This is a genomic window from Brevundimonas sp. R86498 (genome assembly GCF_044598075.1).
Classification (GTDB): domain Bacteria; phylum Pseudomonadota; class Alphaproteobacteria; order Caulobacterales; family Caulobacteraceae; genus Brevundimonas.
Genome location: NZ_CP139004.1, coordinates 2,431,770 through 2,448,062 on the forward strand (window position 1 = coordinate 2,431,770; position 16,293 = coordinate 2,448,062).

Sequence of the window (16,293 nt, forward strand, 5' to 3'; positions counted from 1 at the left end):
AATGGCCAAGGCCTTGATGGACCATCATGACGTCGAACTCGCCGCCCTCGCGGCGGCGGGCGGGCGGCGCGAATTCGGCGAACTGGTCCGCCGCCACGGCTCGGCCGTGCGTGCCCTGTTGCGCCGGATGGGGGCGCAGGGGGCCGAGGCCGACGACGTCGCCCAGGACGCTTTTCTCCAGGCGTTCGAGAAATGCGCCGAGTTTCGGGGGGAGGGGACCTTCGCCGCCTGGGTCAAGCGGATCGCCGCCCGCCTGTATCTCAAGCGCAAGGCAAAGGACGCCCGCTATGTTTCCGAGATCAGGACCGATGAAATCGCTCCGGCCATCGATACAGCCGGTCATGTCGATCTCGACGAGGCCCTCAAATCGCTCAGCGAGGTCGAACGGCTGTGTGTGTCGCTGTGCCACGGTGCCGGACTTTCTCATCCCGAGATCGCCGCCGCCATGAATCTGCCGCTTGGAACGGTGAAATCCCATGTCAAACGTGGTCTGGATAAACTCCGTGCGCGGCTTTCGCCCGACGCGGCCCAACCGGGGAGGGCGGCCCATGTCGTCTGATGAATTCGATCCCGCGATCGAGCGTCTGTTCGCCCGGACCCCGCACATGGCCGATGCGGCCCTGTTCGTTGCGGATGTCGAGACCCGTCTGCAGTCGTCCACCCGGGTGCGCACCTTCGCTCTTGGCGCAGCCGGACTTGTGGGCGGCGTGATCGCAGTGCGTGAATCGGTGAATCTGAACTTTCGGCTGTCCGACGCGGAGGCGCCCGTGGCGGGTCGGGCCATCGGTCAGGGGCTTGAGGCCGCCAGTCTTGATGTCCAGGGGGCTGTCGCATCCGGACTGACGCAGTTCGGCCTCTCCGATCTTGCGCTTGGGTCTCTGGGGGGAATGCAGCTATTCTGGATTTGCGCAGGCGGTCTGATCGTCCTGGCCGCTGCGGCGGTGGTGAAACTGTCCCAGGAGGTCTGATCGTGTCGAGCCAGAAGCAGGAGGCGGTCAAACGCCTTGCCGCCCCGGACATCATGAAGCGCAAGGGCGGGGAACCCATCGTCTGTCTGACGGCCTATGACGCCCCGACGGCGGCGCTGCTGGACGACCACTGCGACCTGCTTCTGGTCGGCGACAGTGTCGGCATGGTCGTCCACGGCCTGCCCAACACGGTCGGCGTCACTCTGGAGATGATGATCCTGCACGGCCAGGCGGTCATGCGCGGTTCCCGCCGGGCCATGGTCGTCGTGGACATGCCTTTCGGCAGCTACGAGGGTGGCAAGGAGGTCGCCTACGACAACTGTGCCCGGGTGATGAAGGAGACCGGGGCCCAGGCCGTGAAGCTGGAAAGCGGCCCCACAGTCCCGGAGACCATCGCCTATCTGGTCCAGCGCGGCATTCCGGTGATGGGCCATGTGGGCCTTCGCCCCCAGGCCGTGCTGACCGAGGGGGCGTTCAAGGCCAAGGGCCGGACCGACGACGAACGTCTGCGGGTCATGGCGGAGGCCGAGGCCACGGCCGACGCCGGGGCGTTCGCCATCGTCATCGAGGGCACGGCCGAGGGCGTCGCGCGCGAGATCACCGCCGCGATCGACACGCCGACCATCGGAATCGGGGCCTCCGCCGCCTGCGACGGCCAGATCCTGGTCACCCCCGACATGCTGGGCCTGTTCGACTGGACGCCCAAATTCGTGCGCAAATACGCAGACCTGCGCGGCGAGATCGACCGGGCGGTGGCCAGCTACGCTTCTGATGTGAAAGCCCGCCGTTTTCCTGCCGAAGTCGAGACCTACTTCTCCAAAAAGCCGGCTATGCCGTAGTCCTCGCGTTGCGAGGGCGGGGTCGAACCTCTAGGGTCCGCGCCGATTGGCTTTTCAGCGTTAATTTGGGGCGGCTCCACCAGTGACTGATGTCTTCGAAGAGGTCGAGGAAGAGATCCGCTCCGAGCGGCTCAAGCGCCTGGCCCGGACCTGGCTGCCCGTCGTCGGTGCGATCCTCGCCATCGCCCTGATTGCCGCCCTGTCGTGGTGGGGCTGGCAGAGCTGGCAGACCAGTCGCGCCAACACGGCCTCGGTGGCCTATCAGCGTGGCGTTGAGGCCCTGATCGCCGGCGATGCCGCCGGGGCGGAGAGCGCCTTTGCCGAAGCCGGGGAAGCCGGCAACGGGGCCTACAAGGCCCTCGCCCTGCAACAACGCGCCGGCATCGCCGAACAGGCCAACCGGATTCCCGACGCCATCGCCCTTTTCGACCAGGCGGCCAGGGCGGAGGGCGATCCCGTCCTCGCCGACACGGCCCGCTACAAGGCCGCCCTGCTGGTGATGGACAACGGCGCAACCCTTGAGGACATTGAGGCCCGCCTTGAGCCCCTGACGGCCGAGGACCGCCCGATGCGACCGTTCGCCCAGGAAGCTTTGGGTCTGGCCCGACTGCAGAACAACAAGCCGGCCGAGGCGCGGGAAGTCTTCGTGCTTCTGACCCTCGGTCAGGACGTGCCGGACTCCATCCGCCAGCGGGCCCAGGCCGCGATCGGCATGATCGACAGCAGCACGGCCGCAGGTCTGGCTGCCATCGTCGCCGCCCAGGCGGCCGAGCCCGCGGCGGCCACGGCTCCGACCGGACCGGCAGCGGCTCCGCAGGCTCCGCAGCAGGCCGCGCCTGCGGCCGGGCAGTCCCCCCAGTGACGAACCGCCTTATGACGACCGGAGTTCGGATGACGACCGTATCGCGCGTGCTGAAGACCGCCATCGTTCTGGGGCTGGCCGCCTCCCTGGCCTCCTGCGCCTCGGCCCGCCGGATCCTGCCGTTTGGTCTGGGCAAGGACGACACGCCGCAGGCGACCGCCAGCGACGGCCAGCGGATTTCCATTCTGAGCTTCGAACAGCAGCTGGCCCCTGCGGCCGGTCTCGCCGGTCGGGATTTCTTCCTGCCCGGTCCGGTCGCGGCCACGGCATGGCCTGTCCCGGGCGGCACCGTCGAAAACGCGATCGAACACGTCATCGCCGCGCCCGAGTTCACGGTCAGCTGGCGTCGCCGCATCGGCCAGGGCTCGGCCCGGACCCGTCAGGTCATGGCTCCCGTGGTCGCCGATGCTGGCCGCGTCTTCGTGATGGACGGCGAATCGACCGTCACGGCGGTCGACGCCGCCACCGGGTCTGTCGTCTGGAAGGTCGATGTGAAGCCGGACGGTCGTGAAGCGTCCGGTGGCGCGGCCGTGTTCGGTCTGCCGGTGCCGTTCGTGCCGGGTACCGGCGGCGGCGCTCTGAGCGGTGGCTTCGGTGGCGGCGTGGCCGTCGGCGGCGGCAAGGTGTTCGTTTCCTCGGGCTACCGGACCATGTCCGCGCTCGACGCGGCGACGGGCGCGGTTCTCTGGACCCAGCCGGTCGATGTGCCGATCCATGGCGCGCCCACGGTCGCGGGCAGCCGCGTCTATGTCGTCGACGTCGACAACCAGATCATCGCCTTCAACACCACGACGGGCCTGCCGGACTGGTCCTATCGCGGCATCGTCGAACCGGCCCGGATCCTTCGCGCGTCCAGCCCGGCGGTCAGTGGCGACACGGTAATCGCGCCCTTCTCCTCGGGCGAGGTTGTCGCCCTGCGCGCCTCCAATGGTCAGGCCGTCTGGAACCAGGTCCTGTCGCGGACCAGCCGCACCAGCGCCCTGTCCGAAATCCGCGACATCGCCGGCCGGCCGGTCATTTCGCGTGGCTTCGTCTATGCAGTCAGCCATTCTGGCGTGCTGCAGGCGATGGATATCCGCACGGGTCAGCCCAAATGGAGCCTGCCGGTCGCAGGGGTGAATGCACCCCTGCCGGTCGGGGACGTGGTCTATGTGGTCTCCAAGTCGGGCGAACTGACGGTGATCAACCGCAACTCCGGCGCCGTGTACTGGACCCGCAATCTCAATGAAGGTCGCGTCCGTCAGGAAGGCGGATTCCTCGGCTTCTGGGACAAGACCGTTCGGCCCGAGTGGTCCGGCCCGATCCTGGCCTCGAACCGCCTCGTGCTGGTCAATTCCGACGGCGAGGCTGTGGCCCTGGATCCCAAGACCGGGGCCCAGACCGCGACCCTGCGTCTCGGCGCGCCCGCCTATATCGCCCCGGCCGCCTACAACGGCGCGCTGTATGTCCTGACCGACGACGGCGAACTGGTCAGCATTCGCTGACCTTTCACCCCGAATTACGCTAGAAGGCCGACATGGCACTGAAGCTCGCCATCGTCGGCCGCCCCAATGTGGGCAAGTCGACCCTGTTCAACCGGCTGGTCGGCAAGCGCCTCGCGCTGGTCGACGATCGCCCGGGTGTGACCCGCGATCGTCGCTATGCCGAGGGCAATATCGGCGACATGGACCTCACGCTGATCGATACCGCCGGCTACGAGGACGTCAGCGACGACAGTCTGGAAAGCCGGATGCGCGAGCAGACGGAAGCCGCGCTGGAAGACGGCGACCTGATCCTGTTCATGATGGATGCGCGCGAGGGCGTCACCGCGCTGGACCGCATCTTCGCCGAGCGCCTGCGCAAGCAACACAAGCCGGTCGTCCTCCTCGCCAACAAGTCCGAGAGCCGCGAGAGCGGCGGCGGGGTGGGCGAGGCCCATGCCCTGGGCTTCGGCGAGCCGGTCGCCATCTCGGCCGAGCACGGCGAGGGGATGGCTGACCTGTATGCCGCCATCCGGGACGCCTCGGTCGATATCTTCGTCGAGGAGATCGACGAGCCGGACAAGCCGATCCGCATCGCCATCATCGGCCGGCCCAATGCGGGCAAGTCGACCCTTGTCAACCGGCTGATCGGCGAGGACCGGCTGCTGACCGGACCCGAAGCCGGGATCACCCGTGACTCCATCTCGGTCGACTGGGAGTACGAGGGCCAGAACATCCGCCTGGTCGACACCGCCGGCATGCGCCGCAAGGCCCGGGTGCAGGAGAAGCTGGAAAAGCTGTCGGTTGCCGACACCATCCGCGCCATCACCTATGCCGAGGTCGTGGTGCTGGTGATGGACAAGGACAATGCCTTCGACGTCCAGGATCTGCAGCTGGCCGACCTCGTCGAGCGCGAGGGCCGGGCGCTGGTCTATGTCGCCGCCAAATGGGACCTCGAGGAGGATCCGCAGGCGCGGATGGCCGAGCTCAAACACCTGGCCGAGGACAAGTTGCCCCAGCTGAAGGGCTCGCCCTTCGTCGCCCTGTCGGCCCATTCGGGCAAGGGCGTCGACCGGCTGATGCCGGCCGTTCTCGCTGCGCATGCGACCTGGTCGGTCAAGGTCAAGACCAAGGACCTGAACGACTGGCTGGCCATGGCCACCCAGAGGCATCCGCCCCCCGCCGTCGACGGCAAGCGGATCAAGACCAAATACATGGCCCAGACCAAGGCCCGGCCGCCCACCTTCGTGCTGTTCGCCAGCCGGGGCGGGGCCTTGCCGGACCATTACATCCGCTATCTGACCAACAGTCTGCGCGAGAGCTTCGACCTGCCGGGCACGCCGCTGCGGCTGACCGTCAAGGGCGGGTCCGACAACCCCTATGCGGCCGGCGGGGCCAAGTCCGGCCCCGAACGCTACAAGGGCGACGCCAAGACCGCGCCACGCGCCGTTCGCAAGAAGGCCGAGGAAGAGTCGCATCTGCCCGGCAAGGCGCTGGAGCAGAAGAAGACCCGCGTCGCCAAGCCGAGAATCATCGGGGCGGTCAAGAACAGTGCGTCCAAGAAAGCGGGCTCGTCCGTGGCGGTCCAGAAGGGCGCCCGCGGCGGGGCGAGGCAGGTGTCCCGGTCAGGCCGGGTGCGGACGGGGCAGAAGCACGCGCCGAAGAAGTAGGGGCGCGCGCGACATCTGCGTCCAAGGCGGAGCTTCACCAGTTTCCGGGATCCGGACCCGGACCGGGCTCGTCGACCCGCACGCGACCCGTTGCGGACGTTGAGAACGACCGCGTGCAATCCGCGTCTCGGTCAGGCAGCCGCTTGCGACATCATTCCGCCCGGGTCGATTGCGAACAAGCGACAGCATAAGGGGGCAACGATGAAATCGCGCCAACTTCTGGCGGCTGGTGTCGCCATGCCGCTCGTCTATCTCGCGACCCTCACGTTGGGCGTAGCTCTATTTCCGGGTTACCGCGTGCTGGAAGATCAGCCCAGCATTCTGGGAGGACCTGACGCGGCTCAGCCGGCCGCCTTCAATGCCGGACTGGTGCTGACTGGCGCGATGGGCGTTGCGGGCGCGATCGGCATCGCTGCGGCGGTGCAAGCTATCGCCAGAAACCCGGTTGTCGCTCTGATGGGCGGTCTTGCCGGACTATCGCTGCTGCTTGCCTCGGTCGGACTCGCCATGGCGGGAGTGTTTCCGCTTCCCAGCCCCCTCCACTATGGCTTCGGGCTCGCCACTTTCGGAGCTTTGACGCCCCTTCTTGGAGCCGTCGCCCTGTGGCGACCAGGTGGATCTGGAAAGGCAGCCCTCACGCTCGCTGGGCTCTTTTTACTGATTCTCGCCTTCGTCCTGACAGGGGCACCACCGCCGTTTGCGCCGGGCGTGTGCATGATGCTGAGTGCCAGCATACTTTGCCTCAACCTGCGCCAACGACAGTCGATGCAAGGCGCGAACGGCGTCCGCTGACCACCCGTAACAGACGTGCACAAAGTCCGCCGCCCGCGGTGGCGGCCACCCTTGTCGCCAGGGGGGGCGTCCTGCGTCCCAGGGCCTGTCCCGAAGATGACATCAGCCCCTCCACGGTTGTGTCCCGGCCCATCGCGCTTTAGCTGAGGCCTATGGAACGCGCCCTCGATCTCGGCACCCTGCAGGCCCTGCTGGAGCGGGCGCACGGACAGACCGTGGCCTGTGTCGGCGACCTGATGCTGGACCGCTATGTCTATGGCGACGTCAGCCGCATCTCGCCCGAGGCGCCGATCCCCGTCCTGCGCGCCCGACGCATGGTCGCCATGCCCGGCGGCGTGGGCAATGTGGCGCGGAATGTCGCCGCGCTGGGCGGCACCGCCCGGCTGGGCGGGGTGGTGGGCCAGGATCCAGCCGGGGCCGAGCTGACGGCGCTCGTCGCCGCCGAGGCCGGGATCGAGGACTTCATCGCCCGCACCGGCCCGGCCGGGACCATCGTCAAGACCCGCTATGTCTCGGGCGGCCAGCAGCTGATGCGGCTGGACGAGGAGGAGACCCTGGTCGGAGCCTTCGAGCGGGACGACGTCTATTCAGGCACTTCTGCCATTCTCCTGTCGGACTACGCCAAGGGCGTGGTCTCTGATCGGCTGATCCGGTCGGCGGTCTGGCAGGCGCAGAACGCGGGCATTCCTATCATCGTCGATCCGAAGGGCCGCGACTTCGCGCGCTACGGGGCCGTCGACGTCATCAAGCCCAATGCCTCGGAACTGGCCGGGGCCACCGGCCTGCCGGTCGGCACCGACGCCGAGATCGAGGCGGCCCTGACCGCGCTTCTGGCCGCCACGACCGCGAAGGCCCTCGTCGTCACCCGGGCCGGCAAGGGCATGAGCCTGATGCGGCGGGGCGAGCCGGTGCAGCATTTCCCCGGCCGGGCGCGCGAGGTGTTCGACGTCTCCGGGGCCGGCGACACCGGTCTGGCGGCCCTCGGGCTGGCGTTGGGGGCCGGGGCCTCGCTGGAGCAGGCGGTGCAGTTGGCCATCCTCGCCTCGGGCGTGGTGGTCGGCAAAAGCGGCACGGCCGTGGTCACCCCCGCCGAACTGATCGAGGCCGAGGTCAGCCAGCACGCCGGGGCGGCGCTGGCCAAGGTCACGGCCCTGGACGATCTGGTGGCCGAGGTCGAGGCCTGGCGGCGTCAGGGGCTCAGGATCGGCTTCACCAACGGCTGTTTCGACATCCTGCACCGGGGCCATGTCGCCTATCTGGCCCAGGCCCGGTCGTGGTGCGACCGGCTGGTGGTGGCGCTGAACACCGATGCCTCGGTGCGACGACTGAAGGGGGAGGGGCGGCCGGTCAATGATCTGGACAGCCGCGCCGTGGTCATCGGCGGCCTGGCCAGCGTCGACCGGGTCACGGCCTTTGACGACCCCACCCCGATCCGGCTGATCGAACGGCTGCGGCCCGATGTCCTGATCAAGGGGGCCGACTATACGCGCGAGGGCGTGGTCGGCGGCGATCTGGTCGAGAGCTGGGGTGGGGAGGTGCGGCTGGCCGCCTTCACCGACGGTCATTCCACCACCGGAACGATCGCCAAGATGCAGGGCGGAGCGGGCTGATGCGGCGCATGATCGTGGTCACTGGCGGGGCCGGCTTCATCGGCTCCAACATCGTCTCGCGCCTGTGCGCCGAGGACCGCCGGGACGTCGTCGTCTGCGACCGACTGGAGGACGCCAACCTTGGCAAATGGCGGAACCTCGCCAGATCGGCCATCGCCGACTTCTGGCAGCCGGAGGAACTGTTCCCCCAGCTGGAGCGGCACGCCGACCGGGTCAGCGCCGTCGTCCATATGGGAGCCATCTCCTCGACGACCGAGGCCGATGCCGACCTCATCCTGCGCACGAACTTCAGCCTCTCGCGCGACCTGTGGGACTGGTGCGCCCTGAACGACACCCGGCTGATCTACGCCTCCTCCGCAGCCACCTACGGCGACGGTACCGCTGGCTTCGAGGATGAGGACACGCTTGATGCGATCTCGCGGCTTCAGCCGCTAAACGCCTACGGTTATTCGAAGAAACTGTTCGACCAGTATGCGGTGCGCGAGGCGGCCCGCGACCATGCCCCGAAACAGTGGGCGGGGCTGAAGTTCTTCAACGTCTATGGCCCCAATGAGGGTCACAAGGGCGGGATGAAGTCGGTCATCGCCCAGATCTGGCCGAAGGTTTCAGCGGGCGAGCCCGTCAGCCTGTTCCGCTCCCACCACCCCGACTATGCCGACGGCGGCCAGCTGCGCGACTTCGTCTTCGTCGACGACGTGGTCGACATCGTCGACTGGCTGCTGTGCACCCCGACCGTCAGCGGCATCTTCAACGCCGGTTCGGGTCAGGCCCGGTCCTTCCTCGACCTGGCCCATGCCACCTTCGCCGCCGCCGGGCGCGAGCCGGCCGTGACCTATATCGACATGCCCGAGGTCATCCGCGACCGGTACCAGTATTTCACCGAGGCGCGGATGGACCGGATCCGGGCGCTCGGCTTCGACGGCCAGTCCACACCTCTGGAGGAAGGCGTCCGCCGCTACGTTCAGCAGTACCTGTCCCAGCCGGATCCCTATCGGTGAGCCGCATCCGCCTGACCCCTGGTCAATGGCTCGGGTGGCTGGGCATCACCCTGCTGTTTCTGGTCGCGGCGGCCGTCGCCGTCTGGCGCGGGGACATCCTGAAGGCCGGCCTGGACCCCCATATTCCTTTCCAGACCTATGATCCCCCGCCGGCTCCCGACTATGCCTCGGCCGAGGCCTGGGTCATGCGCGATGTCCGTGTGGCCGGGGCGGGCGAGGCGGCCGTCTTCTTCCTGCACTCCACCACTTTCGACGGCGGATCGGAGTGGAATGGCCCGATCGGCGATGCCCGGGCCGAGGCGTACCTGCAGCGGGTGGTCATCCCCAACTACGCCGGCCCCTTCGCCCGGGCCGGGGCCATCAGCCTGCCGCGCTACCGCCAGGCCTCGCTCTACACCCGCCTGACCCTGCGTGACGACGCCCGCGACGCCCGGGCCTTCGCCTATGGCGATGCGCTCGCGGCCTTCGACGCCTGGCTGGCCGCCCATCCGACCGGCCCCATCGTCCTCGCGGGCGTCGAACAGGGCGGCGAACTGATCGACCGGCTGGTGCGCGAGCGGGTCACCGCCGATCCGGCCCTGCAGGATCGCCTGGTCGCCGTCTATCTGATCGATGCCCTCGTCGCCGCCGACAGCCTGCCGCCGGCCGTCCCGGCCTGCGCCACCGCCACCCGCGTCGGCTGTGTCGTCGGCTGGTCCCAGGTCGATGAGGACAATGACGGCGCGGCCCGCCGGCGTCTGCGCCGGGCCCTCGTCTGGAACGACGCCGGACGGCTGGTTGATCTGGGGGACCGCCCGGCCCTGTGCGTCAATCCGGTCAGCGGCGCGGCCGACGGGACCGCTGTCCCCGCCCGCTTCCATCACGGCGCGGCCAATGCCACCGGTCTGGAATGGGGCGTCCGTCCTGCCTTCATCGACCGCGCCGTCGCCACGCAGTGCCGGAACGGCATCCTGCGCCACACCGAATTGACGACCGAGTCCTTCCGCGAGGTCGGCAACTGGGCCGATCGTCGAAAAGCGCGGCAATACAATCTGTTCTATGCTGATATTGAAGACGATGTCTCAAGGCGTTTGACCGTCTGGGCGGCGTCGCGCCCGACCTAGTCCAGCCCCGACTTTCCGGCCTTCCAGTCAAACAGCGCCTCCAGCACCTGCACCGCCTGCCCCCGCTCGGATGTCAGGTCCGGGTCCCGGCCCAGGACCAGCCGCGCATCGTCCGCCGCCGCCAGCATCAGCCCCCGGTGCCGCACCGGATCCGCGAACCGGTAGGCCGGGAAGCCGCTCTGCCGCAGCCCCAGAGGATCGCCCCCGCCGCGCAGCCGGAAATCCTCTTCCGCGATCTCGAACCCGTCCTCGGTCCGCCGCAGCGTCTCCAGCCGCTCGCGCGCCGTATCCCCCAGCCCGCCGTCCGCCCCGCCGTACAGCAGGATACAGGCGCTGGTCTTTGCCCCCCGGCCGACCCGCCCGCGCAGCTGATGCAGCTGGGCCAGGCCGAACCGGTCCGCATGCTCGATCACCATGATGGTCGCATTGGGCACATCGACCCCGACCTCGACCACGGTCGTGGCCACCAGCACAGGCAGCCGCCCGTCGGCGAAGTCGGCCATCACCGCCTCGCGCTCGGCCCCCGGCATCTGGCCGTGGGCCAGCCCCACCTCGATCCCGAGCCCCTCGCGCAGGGCCACGGCCCGTTCCTCGGCCGCCGCCAGATCACTGACCTCGGATTCGGCCACCAGCGGACAGATCCAGTAGGCCTGCGCCCCCGCCTCGACCGCCGCCTTGAGCCGCCCGGCCACCTCGCCGATGCGCGCCAGCGGCAGCACCGCCGTGGCCACAGGGGTGCGCCCCGGCGGCTTCTCGGTCAGCCGGCTGACCTCCAGCTCGCCATACTGGGTCAGCTCCAGGGTGCGCGGGATCGGCGTCGCCGACATGGTCAGCAGATGTACGCCCCCGATCCGCGGATCCCCCTTGGCCTGCAGCCGCGCCCGCTCGCCGACCCCGAACCGGTGCTGTTCGTCGATCACGGCCAGCGCCAGCCGGTCGAACCGCACCGCGTCCTGGAACAGGGCATGGGTGCCGATCGCGATCCGCGCCGCGCCCGAGGCCAGCGCCCCCAGCCGCTCGCGCCGCTCGGCCGGGGTGTCGCGTCCGGTCAGCAGGATGGTCGGGGCTCCCGCCGCCTCCAGCAGCGGCCCCAGCCTTTGGAAATGCTGCCGCGCCAGGATCTCGGTCGGGGCCATCAGGGCGGCCTGGAAGCCGGCCCCGGCCGCATCGGCCATGGCCAGGGCCGCCACCGCCGTCTTGCCCGACCCCACATCGCCCTGCAGCAGCCGCCCCATCTGTTCGCCCGAGGCCAGATCGCCACGGATTTCCTCCAGCGCGCGGCCTTGCGCCCCCGTGAGGGTGAAGGGCAGGGCGGTTTGCAGCGCGTCCGACAGGGCCCCCGGCCGGATCACCGGGGCCGGGGTGATCCGCCGCGCGCGGCGCCGCCGGGCCAGCGCCAGCTGGTGGGCCAGCAGTTCGTCATAGGCCAGCCGCTCCCGCGCCGGGCTGTCGGGCGACAGGTCGGCCTCGCCCGTCGGCCCATGCAGGGCCTGCAGCGCCGCGTGCCAGCCGGGCCAGCGCCGTTTCTCGATCCACGCCGGGTCCTGCCATTCGGCCGGGTCGGGGGCCAGGGCCAGCGCCCCCTGGGCCAGTTTGCGCACCACCCGCGAGGTCAGGCCGGCCGTGGCCGGATAGACCGGTTCGATCGCCGGGATCTCCTCGCCCTTGTCCAGCGGCACGATCCAGTCCGGATGCACGATCTGGACCTCGCCGTTGAACCGCTCGACCTTGCCCGACACCAGCCGCCGCTCGCCGCGGGGCAGCTGCCGGTCGATGTGCGGCGGACTGCCCCCGAACCAGATCAGGTGGACAAAGCCCGTGTCATCACTGGCCCGCACCTTCAGCGGGGCCCCCGGCCGTCCGGGCACGATCATCCGGTCCACGATCACATCGAAGATCCCGACCTCGCCCTCGATGGCATCGGCCGCCTTCGTGTGTCGCCGGGCGATCACCCCCACCGGCCCCAGGAACAGAACGTCGCGCACCAGCGGCCCGGCCAGCTTCTGCACCAGCGGCAGGGTGCGCGGCCCCACCCCCTTCAGGGTGGCGACCTCGGCGAACAGGGGAAAGAGAATCTGGGGCCGCATGACTGCGTCAGCTTAGACGCCGCCGTGGCGCTGGCGAAACGCCCTCCGGACCGCTATCTGCTGCATCCCAACGAATGAATGGACCGGGCAAGGATTCTTGTGGCCGATAACAATGCGCGTGCCGATACCCCGCCGACCGACGCCGCCCGCGAACAGCGGCTGGGCCGGATCACCTTCCGGGCCTGGCGGCGCGGCTTCCGCGAGGCCGATCTGGTGCTGGGCCCCTTCATGGAACGCGAGGGTGCCGGCCTGAGCGACGCCGAGCTGGACCAGTTCGAGGCCCTGCTGGCGCAGGACAACGACCACGAGCTCTACGCCTGGATCATCGAGACCCAGCCCACGCCGCCCGAGCACGACACCCCCCTGATGCAGAAACTCCGGGCCTTCATGCGCGCCCATGTCGCCGCGGTCGTGGCCCAGGGGGCCGGCTGATGGACGGAGCCAGTCTGGACCGGCGCACGGATCACGACCTCGGCGGCGCGCCCGAGGGTCTGGACGCCCTGATCGTCGCCGAGCGGCTGAAGGCCTCGGGCGGGCTGGGCGTCTTCGTGGCCCGTGACTTCTCGCGTTCGGCCACCTTTGCCCAGGCCTTCCGCTTCTTCGCCGCGGACATTCCGATCCTTGAGTTTCCGGCCTGGGATTGCCTGCCCTATGACCGGCTCAGCCCGACCTCGGGCGTCTCGGCCGAGCGGATGGCGGCCCTGACGGCGCTCGCGCGCCGCGACGCGGACGACCGCACGCCGTTGCTTCTGATCACAACCGTCGCCTCGGCCCTGCAGCGCACGCCGCCGCGAGAGGTGACCACCTCCGCCGGCTTTGACGCGCTCGTGGGCCGCGAGCTCGATACCGCCGCGCTGGAAGCCTATTTCACGACCAACGGCTATATGCGCGCCTCCACCGTAAACGAGCGCGGCGAATATGCCGTGCGGGGCGGGGTCATCGACGTCTTCCCGCCGGGGTTCGAGGAGCCGGTCCGGCTCGACATGTTTGGCTCCGAGCTGGAGTCGATCCGCACCTTCGACCCGGCGACCCAGCGCTCCACCGGCCAGAAGCGCGACATCGCCCTGTCCCCCGTGTCCGAGGCCCTGCTGAACGCCGACACCATCAGCCAATTCCGCACCGGCTATCTGAACCTGTTCGGGGCTCCGGGCGACGACCCTCTCTATGCCGCCGTCAGCGAGGGGGCCCGGCGTCAGGGCATGGAGCACTGGCTGCCGCTGCTCTATCCGCAGCTGGAATCCCTGTTCGACTATCTGCCCGAGCGGGCCACGATCTTCCTCGACCATCAGGCCGAGGCCGCCCGGGCCGAACGCTGGGCCCTGACCCGCGACGCCTGGGAGGCCCGTCAGGAGGCGGCGAAGGCCCAGCCCGGCAAGGGCGGGGGAGGGGCCGCCAACCGCGCCCTCGCGCCCGATCGCCTCTATCTGCCCGAGGCCGACTGGAACTCGGCCCTTGCCGGCCGCGCGGTCCGCCGTCTGTCGCCTTTTGATTCCGCGACCGAGGACGCCGGCGGCCGTCTGGGCCGCTCCTTCGCCGGCGAACGGGCCCAGGACAGCGTCAATCTGTTCGAGGCCGTCGCTGCCCATGCCGCCGACATGAAGGCGGCGGGCAAGCGCGTTCTGTTCGCGTCCTGGACCGAGGGCTCCTCGGACCGGCTGGGCGTCATGCTGACCGATCACGGCCTCGATCATGTGGTTGCGGTCCGCGACTGGGCCGACGTCCAGAAAGCGTCGAAGGACCTGATTCTGCGCGCCGTCCTGCCGGTCGAGCACGGCTTCACGACCGACCAGATCGCGGTCATCTCCGAGACCGACATCCTCGGCGACCGGCTGGCGCGGCCCAAGCGCAAGCGCCGCGCCTCCAACTTCCTCGCCGAGGCCTCGGCCCTGACCACGGGCGATCTGGTCGTCCACCTCGACCACGGCATCGGGCGCTACGAGGGCCTCCGCACCCTCGAGATCCAGGAGGCGCCCCACGACTGCCTCGAGCTCCTGTATGCCGGTGAGAGCAAACTCTATCTGCCGGTTGAAAACATTGATCTTCTGACCCGATACGGCTCGGAGTCCGACGGCGTCCAGCTGGATCGGCTGGGCGGCGCGGGCTGGCAGGGCCGCAAGGCCAAGGCGAAAGCGCGGCTGCGCGACATGGCCGAGGGTCTGATCGCCCTGGCCGCCAAACGCGCCCTGCGGGTGGGGGATGCCATCACCCCGCCGCACGGCCTGTTCGACGAATTCTGCGCCCGCTTCCCCTATGAGGAGACGGACGACCAGCTCAACGCCATCGGCGATGTGCTGGAGGATCTCGGCAAGGGCGTGCCGATGGACCGCCTCATCTGCGGCGACGTCGGCTTCGGCAAGACCGAGGTGGCCATCCGCGCGGCCTTCGTCGTGGCCATGACGGGGCAACAGGTCGCCATCGTCTGCCCGACGACCCTTCTGGCGCGCCAGCACTTCAAGACCTTCTCGGAACGGTTCGCCGGCTGGCCCGTCACGGTGCGCCATCTGTCGCGGATGGTGACGGCGAAAGACGCCGCGGAAACCAGGGCGGGTCTCAAGACCGGTCAGTTCGAGATCGTGGTCGGCACCCACGCCGTCCTGGCCGAACAGGTCGCCTTCAAGGACCTGGGCCTCGTCATCGTCGACGAGGAGCAGCACTTCGGGGTCAAGCACAAGGAGAAGCTCAAGAGCCTCCGTGCCGATGTGCACCTGCTGACCCTGACCGCCACCCCGATCCCGCGCACCCTGCAGATGGCCCTGTCGGGCATCCGCGAGATGTCGATCATCGCCACCCCGCCGGTCGACCGTCTGGCCGTGCGCACCTATGTCGCGCCCTGGGATGCGGTCATGGTGCGCGAAGCCCTGCTGCGCGAGAAATACCGCGGCGGTCAGGCCTTCTATGTCTGTCCGCGCCTGTCCGACCTGCCCGAGATCGAGCGGTTCCTGCGCGAGCAGGTGCCCGAGATCAAATTCGTGGTCGGCCACGGCCAGATGAGCCCGACCCAGCTGGAAGACGTGATGAGCGCCTTCTACGACGGCAGCTACGATGTGCTGGTCTCGACCACCATCGTTGAAAGCGGCATCGACATTCCGACCGCCAACACATTGATCGTGCACCGGGCGGACATGTTCGGCCTGGCCCAGCTGCACCAGATCCGCGGCCGGATCGGACGCTCCAAGGCCCGCGCCTTCGCCTATCTGACCACCGATGCGTCGAAACCCATGACCCTGTCGGCCGAGCGCCGGCTGCAGGTGCTTCAGTCGCTGGACAATCTGGGGGCCGGTTTCCAGCTGGCCAGCCACGATCTGGACCAGCGCGGCGGCGGCAATCTGCTGGGCGACGAACAGTCCGGCCATATCCGCGAGGTCGGGGTCGAACTGTACCAGCAGATGCTGGAGGATGCGGTGGCCGAGCTGCGCCAGAACGGCGAGGGCGGGGTTATCGATCGCGGCTGGTCCCCGGCCATCAATGTCGGCGCGGCCGTATTGATTCCAGAGGATTACGTCTCGGACCTCAATGTCCGTCTCAGCCTGTATCGCCGTCTCTCGGACGCGGAGAAGACCGAGGAGCGCGAGGCCCTGGCCGCCGAACTGATCGACCGGTTCGGCCCCCTGCCGGACGAGGCCAAACAGCTGCTGCGCATCGTGGGCATCAAGGCCAGCTGCAAGACGGCCTGTATCGAGCGCATCGATATCGGGCCCAAGGGCTGCGTCCTGACCCTGCGCGACAACCGCTTCCCGAACCCCGGCGGTCTGGTCGGCCTGATCCAGAAGAACCACGCGACGTGGAAGATCCGGCCGGACCAGAAGATCGTGGTCAAGGGCGACTGGCCCACGCCCGAGGATCGTCTGAAGGTCGCCGAGCGGATCACCACCGATCTGGCGCGGGTGGCGGGGGCCTGACTCCC

At 69.0% G+C, this 16,293-nt stretch carries 13 protein-coding genes; 12 read left to right on the forward strand and 1 reads right to left on the reverse strand.

The window, feature by feature from the left end; translation table 11 throughout:
• The first annotated feature begins 1 nt into the window (after position 1).
• From SJY26_RS12010 to SJY26_RS12055, 10 genes are all read left to right on the forward strand, one after another.
• Positions 2-559, forward strand: a complete 558-nt coding sequence (locus tag SJY26_RS12010) for an RNA polymerase sigma factor (RefSeq protein WP_396593259.1) — start codon at positions 2-4, stop codon at positions 557-559.
• A complete protein-coding gene (locus tag SJY26_RS12015; protein WP_396593260.1) occupies positions 549-968 on the forward strand; it encodes a hypothetical protein in 420 nt (139 codons plus the stop codon). The genes SJY26_RS12010 and SJY26_RS12015 overlap by 11 nt, the downstream gene beginning before the upstream one ends.
• A 2-nt stretch (positions 969-970) precedes the next feature.
• The gene (gene panB / locus SJY26_RS12020) at positions 971-1,807 is read left to right on the forward strand and encodes a 3-methyl-2-oxobutanoate hydroxymethyltransferase (RefSeq protein ID WP_396593261.1); all 837 of its coding nucleotides are present in this window, start codon (positions 971-973) and stop codon (positions 1,805-1,807) included.
• 82 nt (positions 1,808-1,889) lie between these two features.
• Positions 1,890-2,669 (forward strand): tetratricopeptide repeat protein, encoded by a 780-nt coding sequence (locus SJY26_RS12025; RefSeq protein ID WP_396593262.1) that lies wholly within the window; start codon positions 1,890-1,892, stop codon positions 2,667-2,669.
• Between the two features lie 29 nt (positions 2,670-2,698).
• Positions 2,699-4,153 (forward strand): PQQ-binding-like beta-propeller repeat protein, encoded by a 1,455-nt coding sequence (locus SJY26_RS12030; RefSeq protein WP_396593263.1) that lies wholly within the window; start codon positions 2,699-2,701, stop codon positions 4,151-4,153.
• A 32-nt stretch (positions 4,154-4,185) separates the two neighbouring features.
• Complete coding sequence (gene der / locus SJY26_RS12035; RefSeq protein ID WP_396593264.1) at positions 4,186-5,799, forward strand: ribosome biogenesis GTPase Der; 1,614 nt, start codon at positions 4,186-4,188, stop codon at positions 5,797-5,799.
• A 201-nt stretch (positions 5,800-6,000) separates the two neighbouring features.
• Positions 6,001-6,591, forward strand: coding sequence for a DUF998 domain-containing protein (locus SJY26_RS12040; RefSeq protein ID WP_396593265.1), 591 nt, complete (start codon positions 6,001-6,003; stop codon positions 6,589-6,591).
• Between the two features lie 152 nt (positions 6,592-6,743).
• Complete coding sequence (gene rfaE2 / locus SJY26_RS12045) at positions 6,744-8,201, forward strand: D-glycero-beta-D-manno-heptose 1-phosphate adenylyltransferase (RefSeq protein ID WP_396593266.1); 1,458 nt, start codon at positions 6,744-6,746, stop codon at positions 8,199-8,201.
• A gap of 8 nt (positions 8,202-8,209) precedes the next feature.
• On the forward strand, positions 8,210-9,199 hold the full coding sequence (rfaD, locus tag SJY26_RS12050) for an ADP-glyceromanno-heptose 6-epimerase (protein ID WP_396595757.1): 990 nt from the start codon (positions 8,210-8,212) through the stop codon (positions 9,197-9,199).
• Positions 9,196-10,302 carry a DUF3089 domain-containing protein gene (locus tag SJY26_RS12055; protein WP_396593267.1) on the forward strand — a complete coding sequence of 369 codons (1,107 nt, stop codon included), beginning with the start codon at positions 9,196-9,198 and terminating at the stop codon, positions 10,300-10,302. Before rfaD ends, SJY26_RS12055 begins: the two co-directional genes overlap by 4 nt.
• On the opposite strand, the gene recG is transcribed toward SJY26_RS12055, so the two are convergent.
• Positions 10,299-12,389, reverse strand: coding sequence for an ATP-dependent DNA helicase RecG (recG, locus tag SJY26_RS12060; protein WP_396593268.1), 2,091 nt, complete (start codon positions 12,387-12,389; stop codon positions 10,299-10,301). The two genes, SJY26_RS12055 and recG, sit on opposite strands and share 4 nt — an antisense overlap.
• Positions 12,390-12,488: 99 nt before the next feature.
• Between recG and SJY26_RS12065 the strand changes: the two genes are divergently transcribed.
• Together SJY26_RS12065 and mfd are read left to right on the forward strand one after the other, a co-directional pair.
• Entirely contained in the window at positions 12,489-12,821 is a 333-nt protein-coding gene (locus tag SJY26_RS12065) for a succinate dehydrogenase assembly factor 2 (protein WP_396593269.1), read from the forward strand.
• Positions 12,821-16,288, forward strand: coding sequence for a transcription-repair coupling factor (mfd, locus tag SJY26_RS12070; protein WP_396593270.1), 3,468 nt, complete (start codon positions 12,821-12,823; stop codon positions 16,286-16,288). Before SJY26_RS12065 ends, mfd begins: the two co-directional genes overlap by 1 nt.
• Positions 16,289-16,293 lie beyond the last annotated feature (5 nt).